Below are 17,280 nucleotides of genomic sequence, written 5' to 3' on the forward strand. Positions count from 1 at the left end.
GAAATAGGCAGCCTTGTTTGTTTTTTATCAAAAAATAATAAGAAAATAGTAAACGATGAAACTTTTTTCCTTTTTTAACGTAATATAGTAATAGAAATAGTAAAAAAGGTAGAGAAAGGAGTTTTTATGGAGTTTGAACATTTAAAGGGCAAATTGCCCCTCGAGGCTAAAAAAGCGATGCGCTGGCAATCCATTTTTACGCATAGCCTGTGGCTTCTGGCAACAGCGGGTTATTTTCTACTCGTTCATTTTTTTGATTGGTGGTCAATTATTGGATGGATATCAGCTGGACTATTAGTCGTGAGCTTTATCGTATATACAATTATAGCTCCAAATGTATATATGAATGTATATTCATATGAAGTAACAGATACTCAAATTGATGTGCAAAGAGGGCTCTTCATCTGGTATCATACGAAAATTCCCCTTGTGAAAGTACAGCACGTTGAAACGTTGACAGGGCCGATTTTTCGAAAATTTGACTTGGCATCTGTTAAAATCATCACAGCAGCTGGAAGCGTCGAAATTCCTGCACTCGTACAAAGAGATGCTGAAGCACTGCGAGAGTATATTGCTAGACTAGCAGAGGTAGATGATGAAGATGAGTAAGCGGCTGCATCCGCTATATATTGCAATAGCATTTACTGAACATATAAAAAATAATATCCTGCCTTTTGTGTTTGTATTTATCGTCAATCGGCACCTGTTGTTTACATATTGGTGGGCAACGCTATTAGCGGGAGGCGTAGTCGCTTTATTTGCTTTTTTTACCTGGAGGGAATTTCGTTATGAAGTAACGGAAACGGAAGTGCGTCTGTATAAAGGGATTTTTAAAAAAGAAAAACGATTTATTCAACGAAATCGCATTCAATCGATTCAGTTAGATCAGCCGTTTGTCTTTAGAATTCTTCGCTTAGCTCGGCTTCGTATTGACACGGCCAGCAGCGGTACGGATGCTGAAATTGATTTATCTGGTATTTCACTAAAAGAAGCGCACCATCTTAAAGATACGTTAAAGCTGTCAGGGAGTCAGCCGGAAATAACAGAAAAAAGTCCTGAACGTATGATGAAAGTGTCGGTGAAACAGCTGGCGTTAGCTGCTGCGTTTTCCGGGAATTTTGGCTATATATTTGCTGCTCTTGGTTTTCTCTATCAGTATATTGATACGTATATCAACCGCTGGGTGAAGACAGCTTACGAAGAAGTGATTCATCAATCGATGCTTGGTTTATTTGTATTAGTGGCTGCAATTGTGGTGCTTGCTTATTTGCTGTCTATCGTTTTATATGTGATACGATTTGGCGGTTTCACAGTGGAACGCTACGATCATTATCTACATATTAAATACGGACTATTAAATAAGAAATCCCTTACGATTCCTTTTCATAAAATACAGGCTGTTACGATAGAGGAAGGGTTGGTTCGACGCTTATTTGGATGGTCTTCCGTTTCGTTAAATGTCGTAACCTCTGATTTAAAAGAAAAGGTCTATTTACACCCGTTTATCCAGCAAAAAGAGATTTCAGCGTTAATGAACGTATATGTCCCGCACTACGAATATATAAAGTGTCCAAGAAATACAGCTATTCAATATGCATGGTACCCATTACTATTACCGCTCTTGTTATTTGCAGCGGCAGGGATTGGCATCAGCTTTTGGAAATCAATGTTCGTGTGGGTTATTGCTGTGCTATGCCTTGCGTATGTACTTATTCACTGGTTGGGCTATCGCCAAGGCGGCTTAATGATGAACGAGGTATTTGTCGCTATTCGCTCACAGTTTTTAACACGAAAAACCACGATTATTAGAAGGAAGAAAGTGGAACAAATTGAGGTGTTTGCAGGCACCTTTTTATGGAAAAAAGGATACAGGAAAATAAAAATTTCAACTATGGGTACAAGCGGCAGCTATAAATCGGGATATTTTCCATTTGAAATTTGGCATCCTATCTTTCTGCAAGCTACTTCTTCTAAAAAGGCATGAAGAACATCATTGTTCTTCATGCCTTTTGACGTTATCTATTCATTAACTTTTTTCCTTGCTCGTAATAGCTATTTATCACGTCAGCGGGCACCATACTGCCTCCAGTTGACCATACAAGGTGAGTAGCTTTTGACATATCGTTTTCTAGTGCTTGCGCTTGTATATAGGAAGACCCGCTTTCCATCAGGTGAAGAGGCCCTTGTAAACCAGCCGCTGCTGAAGGTTCTATATACATATTTTCACGATTGGCTAGCTCATAAATAAATCGGAAAAGCTGATCATCTTCTACAGTATAAATTCCGCTAATAAGCGATTTTATCGTTTCGCCTACAAAGCTAGATGGCCTTCCTACAGCTAGTCCATCGGCAGCTGTTATGTTATCAAGTCCAATATCGGTAACGGAAATGCCATCATGCAGCTCGGTCATTAATCCAAGCAGCATGCAAGGAGAGTGAGTAGGTTCAGCAAAAAAGCAGTGAACATGATCACCGTATATTGCTTTTAATCCAAACGTAATACCGCCAGGACCTCCGCCTACTCCGCAAGGTAAATAGACAAATAAAGGATGTTCAGCGTCTACTTGAATTTGCAGCTCGGCTAGCTGCTTTTCCAAGCGTAAGGCAGCGACGGAATAACCAAGAAATAAATCTCTAGACTGCTCATCGTCAATAAAATGACAGGCGGGGTCTGCTTCGGCTTGCTTTCGTCCTTCTTCCACGGCTTTTCCGTAGTCAGACTGATATTCAATAACGGTTACGCCTTTCGAACGAAGCAAATCTTTTTTCCATTTCTTCGCATCGGCTGACATATGGACGGTGACGTTAAAGCCGAGAGCGGCGCTTATAATACCAATGCTTAAACCTAAATTACCGGTAGATCCTACTGCAATAGAATAAGAAGAAAATAACTTTTTACATCGTTCTTCAGCTAGAAGAGCGTAGCTGTCTTCTTCGGTAAGCAGCCCTTCTTTGATAGCAAGACTTTCAGCAAATTTTAATACTTCATAAATGCCGCCTCTTGCTTTAATAGAACCTGATATAGGAAGATCGTGATCGCATTTCATCAATAATTTTCCTTGCAGCTCGTTATTCATTTGTTGATTTAAATAGTCTTTCATGTATGCAATTTCTTGAAGAGGTGATTCAATGATTCCTTTTGATGCTTTTAGCTCCGGAAAAGCGATTTGAAGAAAAGAAGAAAAGCGAGAAAGTCGCTCTTTTGCATCTTTTATATCTTTGGTATGTAAAGAAAGAGACGAAAGTGCTTCTTGAGCAGGTTTTAAATAAGGATTTATCCAAAGTATTTCCTGTTTATTGATTAAAGGTGTTAATAAAGGATATTCACGGATCCATGTAGCAAGGGGTTTTTGGTGAAATAAATGTATCGTCATAAAGGCTCCTTTCTCAATATGTTATTTCCTTTATATGTATAGTATCAAGAATAGAAGAAGTTGAAAACGAAAATATCAAAAAGCAGAAAGCGCATTTTAACTGCCTCTTGTATACTAATAAAGATAACTTATACAACTGCATAGAAAAAAGGAGAGGAATTTATGGCATTTTCAGGCGATGATAGCAGATGTCCCATCTGCGGAGAGAAAAATAACTGTGCTTCTGTACAAGGCAGAGAAATAGAAAAGTGTTGGTGCATGCAGAAAGTTTTTACTCCTGATTTGTTTAAACAAATTCCTTTAGAAAGCAGAGGGAAAGCATGTGTATGCGTCAAATGCGTTGCGAGACAGAAGGAAGAAGGCGGGGATTAACGTGAAAAAAGGAATTATTTCATACGGTGAGGCATTTATTGATTTTATCGCCAAAAATGAATCTAACACTGACTTTGACCCTTTTTTAGGAGGTACAACCGTTAACGTAGCAGTTGGAGTTCAGAAGTTAGGAGCAAAAGCATCTTATATCTGCAAGTTAGGGAGTGATGAAACAAGTGATTTTGTAAGAAAGAAGCTTTTAATTGAAGGAGTAAACCAAAGCGGCTGTGTAACTTCGGTGACGAAAAAAGTTTGTGAAGTGTATGTACATAAAAGTAAAGAAGGAGATCGTTACTTTCATTCCTACATAGATTCTACCCCTCATGAGCAAGTGTATAAATATGAGCTGCAGGAAGCTTTATTTGAGAAGGCAGCGATTTTTTATTTTGGATCAGGCACTTTGTTTCATCCGATTTCCCAGGAAACTACAAGAGAAGCTGTGAGGCTCGCAAAAAAATATCGTATGCTGGTAGCTTTTGATCCGAATATTCGAATGAAAAGATGGGAAAGTGAAGCAGCATGTAGAAATATTGTAACATCGTTTTTGTACGAAACAGATATTTTGAAAATCTCTCAAGATGAGCTCCTATTTTTGATGAATTCAACAGATCTGACAGAAAGCCTAGAAAAACTGAGAGCGTATCATATTCCGTTCGTATGGGTCACTCAAGGAGAAAAGGGCGCAGTAGCAGTTACTGCAAATCAAACGCTTCATGTGAGTGCAAAAAAAGTACAGGCGATAGACACGACGGGAGCGGGGGATGCATTTATGGCAGGAATTCTCTGGTGTATTCACGAAAAAGGTTTGCCTGAACGTGAGGAGTCATGTAAGCAGTACACAATGTTTGCCAACGCGTTAGGTGGAGCAGTTTCGGCGAGATACGGAGGAATAATTTCACTGAAAGCAAAAGAAGTATCTAGTATAAAAGCAGGTAGCTGATAGCTACCTGCTTTTGAACGTTTATTATTTAAAAAATGACAGTATAATCATAAGGGCAAAAATAATCGTAAGGTGGTTCAATGAGAACACAAACATTAAAGTAGCCCATTTTGTATCTTCTAATTTTTTAAATCCAACAATTCCAAGAAGCATCCACACGAGTGTTAAACCGAACATTGTAAATGCGATAATTTTACTAAACGATAAAAATAAGAACGATGCCGCTAGTAAAATAACTAGGTATACAAGCGTTTGGACTTTGGAACGACGGATACCTTTTACTACAGGAAGCATTGGTACACCTGCGGCTTTATATTCCTCAAGTCTTCTAATGGCAATAGCGTAGAAGTGAGGAGGCTGCCATAAAAACATAAATACAAACAATCCAATTGCTACCGGATGAAATAAGTCTGGTGAAATAGCGGCCCAGCCAATGATTGGAGGCATAGCTCCAGAAATACTTCCGACTTCGGTATTATAAATGGTTGTACGTTTTGTAAGCATAGTATAAGGCACTACATAAAAGAAAAATCCTAAAATACCCATAATGGCGGCCATGTTAGAAACTAAAAATAAAATACCTACACCAATAACAAATAAAGCCAGTCCTAACCATAGAGCAAATTTAGGGTTGACCGCTCCTGTTACCGTCGGTCTGTCTTTTGTACGTTTCATGATTGCATCGATATCACGGTCATAGAAGTTATTAACTGCCCCAGCTCCTCCTACGACAAAGGATGTCCCAATTAAAGCCAAAATAATGATAGGAATTTGTGTCACAAAGCTTAAGTCATTAACAGCAATTGCGAGACAAAGCCCAGCAACCATTCCTAGTGAGTTCGATTTAATAATCCCAGTTTTTATAATAGCACTGATTACTTCCCGGGAAAAATACTGATTGATAGGAAGTGATTCCTTTGTGATAACTTCGGTATTTTTCACAGCAATTCTCCTTTTTGAGCTTATTCTTACATGAATAAACCTAATCTTTATTAATCAACTAAACTATTTTAACAAAAAAATATCGTAATTACATCAAGGTTGCTCGTAAAATTTGTTAACATTCCTTGAACTTTTTTAAAAAACAAAGAAAAATGTCGAATTTCCGACTGAAAATAAGTACATCCTTTATTATAAGATAAAAATGGAATGCTTAAAAACGAAAATTTTGACTATCTGGTGAACTTTTAACGAGCAAGAAACTCGAACTTAATCGTACCATATTTATTGGTAATTGCAATCACATAGTATGTGATGAAAGAAAAGATGTGGTACATTAAAGAAAGAACTAATAAGTTTATTTACTATGTCTTATTCACAAGGAGGATATATGATGCCAGATAAATATGCTAGCTTCTCTGAACTTGCCTCTTATGAAGTATACAACCAAGACTACAAAATTCAATTTGAAATCAGACCTTCTAACATTATTATGCTCGCGATACACGGCGGAGGTATCGAAACTGGAACATCAGAACTTGCTGTTGGCCTAGCGGGCAACGAATACTCGTACTATATATTTGAAGGGTTAAAGAAATCAGGAAATGCCGATCTTCATATCACATCCACTCATTTTGATGAACCTCATGCGTTAACGATTATATCAAAAGAAGACTATGCAGTATCTTTTCATGGATACAACGACAAAAGTGAAAAGCATACTAAAATCGGCGGTGCTGACAAAGCGTTAAGGTCCAAAATACATGAAGCGCTTGTTTCTAAAGGCTTTAGTACAGAAATTTTATCAGATCAAGATCCTGTTTCCGGTACAAGCCCTAGAAATATAACCAATAAAACAGCTAGGCGGATGGGTGTGCAAATTGAGATAAGTAAAGCGCAAAGAGAAGCTTTTTTTTCAACTAACACGAGAAATGAACGTAAAAATTCTAAAACCCAGGAATTTTTTGAGTATATATCAGCTATTAGAAGTGCATTTCCTCTTAGATAAATCAGATACGTTTAGTATTTATTAAACAGGTTAGATTTATTACGGACATGTTTGTGGTATACATATAGTAACTACATAAGCTGGAGGAGATAATCATGAAAAAGTTTGACCAAGAAGATACCCTAGAACGACTTAAAGCCTCTTATCGATATTTAAAAAGCATAGACATACCAGAAATCAGCACATTAGATGATCAAAAACGAGCGGAAGCTGTGCAGTTAATCGAAGAGATTGGTCTTAAAATATCAGAAATGCGCGTAAAAGTAGAGTGAGTAAAAAGAGAAAGAAGGACATCTGTCCTTCTTTCTCTTTTTCGACAACTATAAACAGGAGATTGGCCATGAATGAACAATATTATGACGCTTTATTAAATATAAAAACAACGGGAGAACAAAAGGGATTTAATGATTCATTTCATTACCATCGTTATGAACCCACGCCTTATAGTGCATTAGAAGCACTTTTCAGTCAGTATGAGCTAACAAGCAGCGATAGAATTGTCGACTTCGGGTGTGGGAAAGGAAGGCTGAATTTTTATGTGAACTACCTATGTAATGCCACCGCTGTAGGGATAGAAATGAATGAGCACTTCTATGAGCAGGCCATAGATAATCAGAGGCGCTATTTAAAAAAAGCCAAGGGCCGAAAAAGTCATATTTATTTTCAGTGTTGTTTAGCCCAGGAATATAAGATTCACCCACTAGACAACTGCTTTTATTTTTTTAATCCTTTTTCAGTTCAAATTTTTATCCAAGTAGTGAACAATATTTTGCTTTCGTGGGAAGAGAATAAGCGCGAGATTGATTTAATTTTGTATTATAGTTCAGAGGATTATCTTCATCATCTCGAAAAACACCCTTCTTTCATTTTAAAAGAAGAGGTAATGCTGCCAGAGTTGAATCGTAAAAATCCATATGAACGGTTTTTGATTTATAAAGTAGCTTATTAAGACGACTTATTTACTATTCCATAAAGGTGTATCGTCGCTAGTTCTATTTAACAAATCAGCAGGGGCTAGAAAAAGACCTGCTGATTTTATTTATAACTTTTTAGAAATTAAAGCATAACACTTTATTATGTAAGCGCTTTCTGTTATAATGAAACTAGGTTGGATAGCATGCGTGGCTATCGGTGTACTCAGCGCAGGCGGGGCTAGTACAGAAAGAGAAGGCTACATACAAGTTAATAAACATTTAGTCGATAGAAATAAGAAGTCTCAAAAACAAATTTATTAATTTGTATGCTAAATCGTAAATTAACAGAAACGGCATTTATGATAAGGTTTTAGAGAAAAGAACCCAGCGTATACTGTATAAGCAATTTTTTTACTCTAAAAAAGGGTAAAGAAATTGCTTATTTATTTTTAAATAAGTGCACAGCTGTTCAGATTTGTTTTGAGATATCTAGCGTTAGTGTATAATAGTAAAAAGTACGAAAAGTTGACATTGTTAATTGATTAAAGGGGATTTAAAAATGAGTGAACTAAAAATAGATGATGTAGCGAAGCAAAGCGGTTTAACAAAACGTACGATTCGTTATTATGAACAAATTGGACTGATGCCAGCACCTCCAAGAAGTGAAGGTGGATTTCGTCTGTACACGGAAGAACATGTAGAATTTTTAAAGAAAATTACGAATGCCAAAGAAGTCATGGGTTTTTCACTTCAAGAATTACAGGAATTTCTTGCTTTAAGTGATACTCTTGAAATACAAAAGATGGATTATAGGCAAGTGAAAGGAACAAGTCAACAAAAAGAAAAGTTAGAGCAAGTGTTACATACGGTAGAAGAGCAGCTCAAGCTGATTGAACAGAAAAAGAAAAACATCTTAAAAGTAGAGTCTGACCTTCTGTCACTGAGAGATCGTGCTAAGGCTGCAATTGTAAAATTCGAGCAGGAAGAATCATAAAAAGCAGGCGCATTCACCAGAAGAGTGCGTCTGCTTTTATGTGTTTTATAGGGAATTTATTTATGATTGTGAAGAGTTTTCTTCTAGCTGTACCCCTAAAAGAAGTAGAATAGCCTGTATCCCGTCGGCTTTTCCGCTGTGAAAGCTTCTTGTTTCAGCATCCAAAGCTTCATTTACAGATTCCATCATATTTGATTCGTATAAGTCTAAAATCAATTGTTTTCCTTCCGGACTCAAATGCAGCTGCCCGCGTTCCTTCATTTTAAACTTCAACTTCTTCAACTCCCTTTCCCATAATACTATCAGTATACAAAATTAATAACATTTACGTAAACGTTAATTTTTGTATGTGGACAGAAGAACGTATTAAGTATAGGTACTAAGTGAGGGGAGAGATACTGGTTATCCTTTGCTTGTTTTAATGTTTGTCAGCTTATAGCCGCAAGCTGAGCATATATAGATAACGTTTTGATTGGACTGAGCAGTTAAAACGGTAGCGAGCTCTTTTTGAGAATGACAGTTAGGACAAATAACAACAGGGGATTTCATGTGATTTTCTCCTTTTCTTTTTTATAGTCGAATTTTATTTTATGTAAAGTTTAATCAAATATCCTTCGTGCTATCAAAAACGACGGAAGATATGTAAAAAAGCATTCTCGCTCAAAAGAAACGGGAATGCTTAAGGTAAGTTTAAAATCCGTCCTGGCTTGCTGTAAATGGAATGTTAAGTCTTCTTTCTACATTGCGTAAGCGCTGATTTAATCTGTTTATACGGTCAGTATGTCGCTCCACAACTCGATTTAAGCGAGTAATTTCTCTGACTTGCTCCTCATTTTGTCTCTCAAGAGCACGAATTCTTCGTTCAAATCCTCCAAGATTTTGAAGCTGCTGTCTTTCATCGTATTCTTCATGCTGTGGTACGTAAGGGGGATAGTATTGTTGAACTGAGTAATCAACTTGCTGAGGAATATATCCAGGGTTGAAATAATAAGGGTTCATTAGGGCACCGCTCCTTTTAAATAGTAACTTCAAATCAAACACGATATAACGTATGCGAAGATAAGAAAGATGCTATAGGCACATACCTAAAGACATTCTGTATTTTAAAAAAGGAAAATATTTTTAAGAGGAAAAAGGAGATAGCAAACCCTTTCTTGAATATGCAAAATAGAAAAGCTTCTTTTTTAGACACTTTATTTAAGAAAGAGGGAAAGTGACCGATGGCTCAAGGGAAACAAAAACCAGCACCTAAAATAGAAGAATCAAAAGCTCCGCCTGCAAAGAAACAAAAGCCGAAGAGCCGCAGCACCAAAAAAGCTCCGCCTCCTACATCGCCCTGGGTAAAAGCTGCTTCCATTTTATCTAACATTGATTTCATTCGTTTGTTTCGCGTGCTGTTTCTTGCTTTGGCGGTTGGTTTTATTGTGTATCAATATATTTTACTTACAAAAGGGGTCTTCATCAAAACATACGTAGACCTTTGGCATCATCACAAAATGATCTTGCTAGCTGGAGCTGCATTTATTATCTATACTTCTTTCATCTTTTACCTTGGCTACCGCACCGCTAAAAAGCGCTAGAACGATTCTAAACGGCGAATATCATCCATTCTTTAAGTAAACCTTATATGTATATCAGCATAGAGGGGGGGAAGAAACGTGGACAAGCAGAGAGCAAAACAAATTGCTGATTCACCCGTTATGGCTAACGTTACGTATAACGATACGGCCGTTTATATTCAACATGTAAGCGAAGAAAATGATACGGCAAGAATTTATCCGCTAGGTCAGCCGGAAAATGAACAAAATGTTGCGGTGAGTCAATTAGTAGAGAATTAAGGTGGATAAATAGAGCTACTAGTTCAGTTAAATAAAAGGAAGAGAGCAGATACACAGCTCTCTTCCTTTTATTTATTCTTCCCATTTCTTACTGTTGATTTTCTCAATAATCCCGTGCAAATCACCTGGCTTATGAAACTCAATCGGAGACGCGCCTTTTTCAAACAGAATCGATTCCGCTTCAATTAACGCCACGTAGCGTCCGTTTACTTTCGCTAAGTGAATATTTTCCCCAAAATCAGCTAACAGTCCTTTAATCTCTGTTTCGCCAAGCTTCATTTTAAGCTCTGCATCAGGGGTATGCTCGACGATATGAGCAGCAGCTTCCATGACTTGATGGGTATCCAAACGTTCTTGAAGCTCACGTTTTTCACTTGTTGCCCACAGTTCCATGTCCGATTCAAACTGTTCAAGCTCTACGCTTTCTGCTTCAAACGTTTCACTGACGTGTTCACGCACCATATCCATCACTTGTGTTTTCATAATCTCAGGCATCGGCTCGTTGTAATCAATGAATTTCAAAAAGTCTTCAAAATAACGAGCATGAGACGCTTGGTGGATAACGAGTTCGCTTTCTTCGACCATGCCTTCTTCAGGCATGTATGGGTATTGAATGGATTTCATGTTTTTAGTAGTAATCGCCATTTCTACGTGACGAATAAGGGTTGATTCATCTGAAATTGAAGCCACTTTTGGTTCGAAGTCACATTTTAAAATAAACACAAAAGCATGATCAAAATATTTTCTTGGAACAGCAGATACCACTAAAAATGCTCCTCCTCGAACGGCTGCAGTATCAAGGTATGCATTGATAAACTGTTCGCTGTTTTCTTCAAATTCTTCTTTGGTTGTGGCAAAACGAGTGCGGTGAAATAAATTATAATTAGGGTTTGAGTCGAGAGCGTGTCCCGGTTCAACTATAAAATACCCGAGCTTTGTAGGCACTTGTTCTGCTTTGGGGTGTCGCTCTACTTTGCGCTTTACAATTTTTTTAAATTCACCGTCTAAAAAATCTTTAATGGAACTTTCTTCATATTCTTCCGTATCAAGCGTTTGAAAATGCTTATATTGTTTAGAGGCCTGTTCTTCTTTTCCTTCTACTTGTATTACGTAAAATGATAAAAAATTAATTTTAAAATCCATAGCAGTCACCTTGTTTCTTTTTAGTCAGTTACTTCAGTATAAGAAAGAGTCCGGTAAGCGTCAATGCCTGTTAGCTTTAGGGGAAAAAGATCTATTTATACAATTGATCAGCTGAGGAATAGTGTATAAAGCAAAGAATAGGAGAGGCAGGGGGCCTCTCTTATTTATATTGCTCCAAACGTTCAAAAAAGGTTTTGACAAACTTATAAAAAATTTTATCAGAAGGTGCTAAATCACGATTTCTAGGAATAATCATTCCGACTGTCCGCTGAAGCTGCGGCGTATGAATAGGAAGTTTAGTCGTAAAACGAGGAGTCGTTTCAGACACTGTACTTTCAGGAAGAAGCGTTACGCCAATTCCTGCGGATACAAGACCTTTAATCGCATCTAAATCTTCTCCTTCAGATGAAATATTGGGCATGAATCCTGCTTGTTTGCAAGCGTCAAAGGCCATTTTATGTAAAATGAATCCTTTTGGAAATAGCACAAAATCTTCATTTCTTAAATCCCGCAGCCGAATGTTATCCCGTTCAGCGAGCGGGTGATGAGAGGGAACAAGGGCTAAAAGATTTTCAGTGAATAGAATATGCCCTTCAATACTCTGATCTTCTACAGGTACAGGGCCTAAAAAAGCGATATTGATATCTCTTTTTTTAACCGATTCAATTAAAAATTTGTACGAACCTTGTCTAAGATGAAAAGCAACATTTGGGTGTTCTTCTTTAAAGGCTGATATAATAGTAGGAAGAAGATGACTAGCAAGGCTTGTTGGAAATCCGATTTTAATCGTTCCTCTTTCGGGATCCAAGTATTCATCAATTTGTTCTTTCGCATAGTCAATAGCTTTCATAGCCGTCTCCGTATGCTCAAGAAAGACTTTTCCTATTGCTGTTAACTTGACATTTCTTCCTTCACGTTTGAATAAACTAACACCTAGCTCAGATTCCAGGTTCGCGATTTGACGGCTGATTGCTGATTGAGCTACATGCAGATATTCTGCCGCCTCAGATACGTGTTCTCTTTTTGCAACTTCCATAAAATAGCGTAATTGACGCAGTTCCATAAGCATCCTCCATCTATATATATCAAAATTAGATTAGTTTTATCTAAATTATATATTGTTTATATTGATTTGAAAACTTACAATGTAAACAGGTGATCTTAAAAAGATAAAGAAAACGAACGGGGGAGAAGAAGATGACATACAATCAAATGCCAAAAGCTCAAGGTCTCTACCGTCCTGAATTTGAGCACGATGCATGTGGAATCGGACTATACGCTCAATTGAAAGGCGTAGCGTCACATGATATCGTTAAAAAAGGACTAAACATGCTTTGCCAGCTTGACCATCGAGGCGGACAGGGAAGTGATCCGCTAACAGGAGATGGAGCTGGATTAATGGTACAAATTCCACACGCGTTCTTTAAAAAGACATGCGTTGAACTGAACTTGCCAGAAAACGGTCGTTATGGAGTTGGAATGATCTTTTTCTCAAATAATGAAGACGAGCGTCGAGAAATTGAAGCTTATATTAATAAATTAATTGAAGAAGAGGGACAAACGTTATTAGGTTGGAGAACTGTGCCTGTAAATGTCGGAAAAATCGGAAAAGTTGCAAAAGAAAGCTGTCCATACGTACGACAAGTATTTATTGGGGCAAATGACAGTATTCAAGATGACTTAGCGTTTGAACGCAAGCTATATGTTATTCGTAAGCAAGCGGAAAATTGGGCGCAGGCACGTCAAAACCGTTTTTATTTTACAAGTCTTTCAAGCAGAACAATTGTGTACAAAGGGTTGTTAACACCTGAACAAGTTGATGCTTTTTATCTTGACCTACAAGATGAAGACTTTACTTCAGCGTTTGCTTTAGTGCATTCTCGCTTTAGCACAAACACGTTCCCAAGCTGGGAAAGAGCACATCCAAACCGTTATTTAATTCACAACGGTGAAATCAATACGCTTCGCGGTAATCAAAACTGGATGAGAGCGCGTGAACAGCAGTTTGTTTCGGACGCATTTGGTAAGGATTTGCCGAAGGTTCTTCCAATTTTAGATGCTGAAGGAAGCGACTCATCCATGTTAGATAATGCGCTAGAGTTTTTTGTATTGGCCGGCCGCAAGCCAGCCCATGCAGCGATGATGCTTATTCCAGAGCCTTGGTCTGAGAATCCGCACATGTCAAAAGAAAAACGTGCTTTCTATGAGTATCATAGCGCATTAATGGAGCCATGGGATGGTCCGACTGCTATTTCGTTTACGGATGGAAAGCAAATCGGTGCTATTTTAGACCGTAACGGTTTACGTCCAGCTCGCTATTATGTTACAAAAGATGATTACATCATACTTTCATCAGAAGTAGGCGTCATTGATGTTGAAGATGAAAATGTGTTATATAAAGATCGTTTAAGCCCAGGTAAAATGCTTCTAATCGATTTAGAAGAAGGCCGAATTATTTCAGATGAAGAAATTAAATCTGAAATGGCACAGGCTGAGCCTTATCAAGAATGGTTAGATGAACAGCTGGTAACGTTGCCAGAAGTGCAGGAAGAAAAATCTGAATACTTCGATGATTTGGTCATTCGCCAGAATTCATTTGGCTACACGTATGAAGATATTCATAAATATTTAGTTCCAGTTATTACAGAAGGAAAAGATCCGCTTGGTTCAATGGGTAATGATACTCCATTAGCCGTGTTGTCTGATCGTCCTCAATCGCTGTTCAATTACTTTAAGCAGCTGTTTGCTCAAGTAACGAACCCACCGATTGACGCTATTCGTGAACAGTTGGTTACATCAACAATGACGTTGCTTGGTGCAGAAGGGAATTTACTGCATCCAACCAAAGAAAACATTCATCGAATTCAGCTTGAGACGCCGGTTTTAACAAACGATCAAACTCATCAGCTGAAGTCTGCCATTCATCCAGATTTCAAAAGTGCTGTTATTTCTGCGGTGTTCACAAATGATTTAAAAGCAGATCTTGATCGCGTATTTGCTGAAGCTGAAGCGGCAATTAACGCAGGCGCTAGCATTCTTGTTCTGACAGACCGTGAAGCGGGAGCTCACTCTGTAGCCATTCCAGCTTTATTAGCGGTCAGCGGGCTGCACCAGCACCTAGTGCGAAAAGGAAACCGTACAAAGGCGAGCATTGTAGTGGAAACAGGAGAAGCGCGCGAAGTGCACCATTTTGCAGCACTGATTGGTTACGGAGCAGACGCAATTAATCCATATCTTACTTTTGCAACATATCAAAATGAAATTAACGCAGGTACGTTGAACGTATCGTATGACTATGCTGTTGAGAAATATGTAAAAGCCGTTACTGAAGGTGTTGTAAAAGTAATGTCTAAAATGGGCATTTCAACGGTGCAAAGTTATCGGGGCGCACAAATTTTTGAAGCAGTTGGAATCAGTGCAGAGGTTATCGAGCAATATTTTACAGGTACTGCCTCGCAACTTGGCGGTATCGGTTTAGATGTTATTGCAAAAGAAGCGAAAACGCGTCACGACAATGCTTATGTTGAAACAATTGAGCAAACGTTAGAGTCAGGAAGTGACTTCCAGTGGAGACACACGGGCGAGCATCATGCGTTTAATCCAAAAACAATTCACACGCTGCAGTGGGCTTGCCGTAAGGGAGATTACAGCTTATTTAAAAAATTCTCTGAATCGGCTAATGAAGAACGCATCGGTTTCTTGCGCAACCTATTCTCGTTTAATGGAACGCGTTCATCTATCTCCATTGATGAAGTGGAATCAGTTGATTCGATTGTAAAACGTTTTAAATCAGGTGCTATGTCGTTTGGATCTTTAAGTCAAGAAGCTCATGAAACATTAGCGATTGCGATGAACCGTTTAGGCGCACGCAGTAACAGTGGAGAAGGTGGCGAGCACCCTAGCCGCTACACTGTGGATGAAAATGGAGATAATCGCCGCAGTGCGATTAAACAGATTGCTTCTGGCCGTTTTGGAGTGAAAAGTCATTACCTTGTGAATGCGGATGAGCTTCAAATTAAAATGGCACAAGGTGCAAAACCCGGAGAAGGCGGTCAGCTTCCAGGAAACAAAGTATATCCATGGGTAGCAGATGTGCGTGGATCAACGCCAGGAGTAGGCTTAATTTCACCTCCTCCACATCACGATATTTACTCGATTGAAGATTTAGCACAGCTTATTCATGACTTAAAAAATATAAACCGTGATGCACGAATCAGCGTCAAACTGGTTTCAAAAGCAGGAGTAGGAACGATTGCTGCCGGAGTAGCAAAAGGAGTAGCGGACGTTATCGTTATTAGCGGCTACGACGGAGGTACGGGAGCATCTCCAAAAACAAGTATTAAACATACGGGACTACCGTGGGAACTGGGCTTAGCGGAAGCTCATCAAACGCTTATGTTAAACGGTCTTCGCGAAAAGGTAGTGCTTGAAACAGACGGGAAATTAATGACGGGTAAAGATGTAGTCATGGCAGCACTTTTAGGAGCAGAAGAGTTTGGTTTTGCTACGGCGCCTTTAATTGTTTTAGGCTGTATCATGATGCGTGCGTGTCACTTAGATACATGTCCAGTTGGAGTGGCGACGCAAAACCCAGAGCTTCGTAAAAAGTTCCTAGGAGAAGCGGATCACATCGTTAACTATATGAAATTTGTTGCACAAGAAGTACGCGAAATTATGGCTGAACTTGGATTTAAAACAGTAGATGAAATGGTTGGACGTACAGACGTATTAAGCGTTAGCGAACGTGCAAAAAATCACTGGAAGGCGCAGCACTTAGACTTAACAACTCTTTTATATCAAGCTGAAGGTGTACGTACTTTTAAAACACCTCAAAACCATAAAATTGACGAATCTCTTGATATGCAAAAAATCTTGCCAGCGGTACAGCAAGCAATCGAGCATAAGTATCAAGTCGAGTTAGAACTGCCAATTTCTAATATTAACCGTGTAGCTGGAACAATTGTAGGAAGTGAAGTTACAAAACGTTACGGTGAGAAAGGTCTGCCAGAAGATACGATTACTCTTCGATTCACTGGCTCTGCAGGACAAAGTTTTGGTGCATTTGTTCCAAAAGGAATGTCTATGTATCTAACTGGAGATGCAAATGATTATATCGGAAAAGGGTTATCAGGAGGTAAAATCATCGTTGCTCCACCTAAGGAAACAACAGCTGTGTCAGGTGAAAATGTTATCGTCGGGAACGTGGCATTTTACGGTGCAACAAGCGGTGAAGCTTATGTTAGCGGGCTAGCAGGAGAACGTTTTGCGGTTCGTAACAGCGGTGTGAACGTAGTGGTTGAAGGAATTGGCGATCATGGCTGTGAATATATGACTGGCGGACGCGTTGTCGTATTAGGTGATGTAGGTAAAAACTTCGGTGCGGGAATGTCTGGCGGTATTGCTTACGTATTTGCTGATGATCAAGAAGCATTCAAAAACCTTTGTAATAAAGACATGATTGGGTTTGAGAGCTTAAAAGGAGAAGAAGCAGAAGAAGTAAAAGAGATGATTGCAAATCACCTAAAATATACTGACAGTCATAAAGCAGCATTTGTATTAGAAAATTGGGAAGAATCGCTTTCGAAATTTGTAAAAGTGATTCCGAATGATTATAAACGCATGATGAATCGCATTGAAGAGCAAAAAGCAGCTGGGTTAACGGAAGAAGAAGCAGCTATGAGTGCGTTTGAGGAAAATGCAAAACAAGAAAAGAAAGCATCGGCAAAACAACAAGAAGCGGTAGCTCAGTAAGAAAGG

At 38.6% G+C, this 17,280-nt stretch carries 18 protein-coding genes; 11 read left to right on the forward strand and 7 right to left on the reverse strand.

What is annotated here, in order from left to right:
- The first annotated feature begins 126 nt into the window (after positions 1-126).
- Positions 127-609, forward strand: a complete 483-nt coding sequence (locus NST66_RS08925; RefSeq protein ID WP_033578823.1) for a PH domain-containing protein — start codon at positions 127-129, stop codon at positions 607-609.
- Positions 602-1,984, forward strand: a complete 1,383-nt coding sequence (locus tag NST66_RS08930) for a PH domain-containing protein (protein ID WP_251440525.1) — start codon at positions 602-604, stop codon at positions 1,982-1,984. The genes NST66_RS08925 and NST66_RS08930 overlap by 8 nt, the downstream gene beginning before the upstream one ends.
- A 31-nt stretch (positions 1,985-2,015) precedes the next feature.
- Here the strand turns inward: NST66_RS08930 and NST66_RS08935 are convergent, their stop codons facing one another.
- Positions 2,016-3,374 (reverse strand): D-serine ammonia-lyase, encoded by a 1,359-nt coding sequence (locus tag NST66_RS08935; protein ID WP_340843277.1) that lies wholly within the window; start codon positions 3,372-3,374, stop codon positions 2,016-2,018.
- Positions 3,375-3,536: 162 nt separating this feature from the next.
- On the opposite strand from NST66_RS08935, the gene NST66_RS08940 reads away from it, so the two are divergent.
- Complete coding sequence (locus NST66_RS08940; RefSeq protein WP_033578825.1) at positions 3,537-3,746, forward strand: cysteine-rich CWC family protein; 210 nt, start codon at positions 3,537-3,539, stop codon at positions 3,744-3,746.
- Position 3,747: 1 nt separating this feature from the next.
- The gene (locus NST66_RS08945) at positions 3,748-4,686 is read left to right on the forward strand and encodes a carbohydrate kinase family protein (protein ID WP_034265670.1); all 939 of its coding nucleotides are present in this window, start codon (positions 3,748-3,750) and stop codon (positions 4,684-4,686) included.
- A gap of 24 nt (positions 4,687-4,710) precedes the next feature.
- Here the strand turns inward: NST66_RS08945 and cyoE are convergent, their stop codons facing one another.
- Positions 4,711-5,628: a heme o synthase gene (cyoE, locus tag NST66_RS08950; protein ID WP_013056789.1), complete on the reverse strand. Its 918-nt coding sequence runs from the start codon at positions 5,626-5,628 to the stop codon at positions 4,711-4,713.
- Between the two features lie 391 nt (positions 5,629-6,019).
- Between cyoE and NST66_RS08955 the strand changes: the two genes are divergently transcribed.
- The 4 genes from NST66_RS08955 to NST66_RS08970 all read left to right on the forward strand — a co-directional run bounded on the left by NST66_RS08955 (position 6,020) and on the right by NST66_RS08970 (position 8,542).
- Positions 6,020-6,634, forward strand: coding sequence for a poly-gamma-glutamate hydrolase family protein (locus NST66_RS08955; RefSeq protein ID WP_230624623.1), 615 nt, complete (start codon positions 6,020-6,022; stop codon positions 6,632-6,634).
- Between the two features lie 95 nt (positions 6,635-6,729).
- The gene (locus NST66_RS08960; protein ID WP_165573411.1) at positions 6,730-6,906 is read left to right on the forward strand and encodes a hypothetical protein; all 177 of its coding nucleotides are present in this window, start codon (positions 6,730-6,732) and stop codon (positions 6,904-6,906) included.
- Between the two features lie 68 nt (positions 6,907-6,974).
- On the forward strand, positions 6,975-7,583 hold the full coding sequence (locus NST66_RS08965) for a methyltransferase (RefSeq protein WP_028413569.1): 609 nt from the start codon (positions 6,975-6,977) through the stop codon (positions 7,581-7,583).
- A gap of 524 nt (positions 7,584-8,107) precedes the next feature.
- Positions 8,108-8,542, forward strand: coding sequence for a MerR family transcriptional regulator (locus tag NST66_RS08970; protein ID WP_033578828.1), 435 nt, complete (start codon positions 8,108-8,110; stop codon positions 8,540-8,542).
- Positions 8,543-8,602: 60 nt separating this feature from the next.
- On the opposite strand, the gene NST66_RS08975 is transcribed toward NST66_RS08970, so the two are convergent.
- From NST66_RS08975 to NST66_RS08985, 3 genes are all read right to left on the reverse strand, one after another.
- On the reverse strand, positions 8,603-8,815 hold the full coding sequence (locus tag NST66_RS08975) for a hypothetical protein (RefSeq protein ID WP_028413567.1): 213 nt from the start codon (positions 8,813-8,815) through the stop codon (positions 8,603-8,605).
- Positions 8,816-8,944: 129 nt separating this feature from the next.
- Positions 8,945-9,091: a hypothetical protein gene (locus NST66_RS08980; RefSeq protein ID WP_098626789.1), complete on the reverse strand. Its 147-nt coding sequence runs from the start codon at positions 9,089-9,091 to the stop codon at positions 8,945-8,947.
- Positions 9,092-9,232: 141 nt separating this feature from the next.
- On the reverse strand, positions 9,233-9,541 hold the full coding sequence (locus tag NST66_RS08985) for a flagellar hook-associated protein FlgK (protein ID WP_013056797.1): 309 nt from the start codon (positions 9,539-9,541) through the stop codon (positions 9,233-9,235).
- Positions 9,542-9,762: 221 nt separating this feature from the next.
- On the opposite strand from NST66_RS08985, the gene NST66_RS08990 reads away from it, so the two are divergent.
- Entirely contained in the window at positions 9,763-10,122 is a 360-nt protein-coding gene (locus NST66_RS08990; RefSeq protein ID WP_028413565.1) for a hypothetical protein, read from the forward strand.
- A 78-nt stretch (positions 10,123-10,200) separates the two neighbouring features.
- Positions 10,201-10,380 (forward strand): small acid-soluble spore protein H, encoded by a 180-nt coding sequence (locus tag NST66_RS08995; RefSeq protein WP_028413564.1) that lies wholly within the window; start codon positions 10,201-10,203, stop codon positions 10,378-10,380.
- Positions 10,381-10,452: 72 nt separating this feature from the next.
- On the opposite strand, the gene NST66_RS09000 is transcribed toward NST66_RS08995, so the two are convergent.
- Positions 10,453-11,523 carry a DUF3900 domain-containing protein gene (locus NST66_RS09000; protein ID WP_033578829.1) on the reverse strand — a complete coding sequence of 357 codons (1,071 nt, stop codon included), beginning with the start codon at positions 11,521-11,523 and terminating at the stop codon, positions 10,453-10,455.
- Positions 11,524-11,683: 160 nt separating this feature from the next.
- Positions 11,684-12,586: a LysR family transcriptional regulator gene (locus NST66_RS09005; RefSeq protein WP_013056801.1), complete on the reverse strand. Its 903-nt coding sequence runs from the start codon at positions 12,584-12,586 to the stop codon at positions 11,684-11,686.
- A gap of 134 nt (positions 12,587-12,720) precedes the next feature.
- On the opposite strand from NST66_RS09005, the gene gltB reads away from it, so the two are divergent.
- The gene (gene gltB, locus NST66_RS09010; RefSeq protein ID WP_340843278.1) at positions 12,721-17,274 is read left to right on the forward strand and encodes a glutamate synthase large subunit; all 4,554 of its coding nucleotides are present in this window, start codon (positions 12,721-12,723) and stop codon (positions 17,272-17,274) included.
- Positions 17,275-17,280: the final 6 nt, after the last annotated feature.

It is taken from the genome of Priestia sp. FSL W8-0524 (genome assembly GCF_038005965.1).
GTDB lineage: Bacteria > Bacillota > Bacilli > Bacillales > Bacillaceae_H > Priestia > Priestia zanthoxyli.

Excerpts from the sequence above, each read along its gene's own strand:
- NST66_RS08925 (WP_033578823.1), top strand. The coding sequence starts at position 127 with ATGGAGTTTGAACATTTAAAGGGCAAATTGCCCCTCGAGGCTAAAAAA.
- NST66_RS08930 (WP_251440525.1), top strand. The coding sequence starts at position 602 with ATGAGTAAGCGGCTGCATCCGCTATATATTGCAATAGCATTTACTGAA.
- NST66_RS08935 (WP_340843277.1), bottom strand. The coding sequence starts at position 3,374 with ATGACGATACATTTATTTCACCAAAAACCCCTTGCTACATGGATCCGT.
- NST66_RS08940 (WP_033578825.1), top strand. The coding sequence starts at position 3,537 with ATGGCATTTTCAGGCGATGATAGCAGATGTCCCATCTGCGGAGAGAAA.
- NST66_RS08955 (WP_230624623.1), top strand. The coding sequence starts at position 6,020 with ATGCCAGATAAATATGCTAGCTTCTCTGAACTTGCCTCTTATGAAGTA.
- NST66_RS08960 (WP_165573411.1), top strand. The coding sequence starts at position 6,730 with ATGAAAAAGTTTGACCAAGAAGATACCCTAGAACGACTTAAAGCCTCT.
- NST66_RS08965 (WP_028413569.1), top strand. The coding sequence starts at position 6,975 with ATGAATGAACAATATTATGACGCTTTATTAAATATAAAAACAACGGGA.
- NST66_RS08970 (WP_033578828.1), top strand. The coding sequence starts at position 8,108 with ATGAGTGAACTAAAAATAGATGATGTAGCGAAGCAAAGCGGTTTAACA.
- NST66_RS08980 (WP_098626789.1), bottom strand. The coding sequence starts at position 9,091 with ATGAAATCCCCTGTTGTTATTTGTCCTAACTGTCATTCTCAAAAAGAG.
- NST66_RS08985 (WP_013056797.1), bottom strand. The coding sequence starts at position 9,541 with ATGAACCCTTATTATTTCAACCCTGGATATATTCCTCAGCAAGTTGAT.
- NST66_RS08990 (WP_028413565.1), top strand. The coding sequence starts at position 9,763 with ATGGCTCAAGGGAAACAAAAACCAGCACCTAAAATAGAAGAATCAAAA.
- NST66_RS09000 (WP_033578829.1), bottom strand. The coding sequence starts at position 11,523 with ATGGATTTTAAAATTAATTTTTTATCATTTTACGTAATACAAGTAGAA.
- NST66_RS09005 (WP_013056801.1), bottom strand. The coding sequence starts at position 12,586 with ATGGAACTGCGTCAATTACGCTATTTTATGGAAGTTGCAAAAAGAGAA.
- gltB (WP_340843278.1), top strand. The coding sequence starts at position 12,721 with ATGACATACAATCAAATGCCAAAAGCTCAAGGTCTCTACCGTCCTGAA.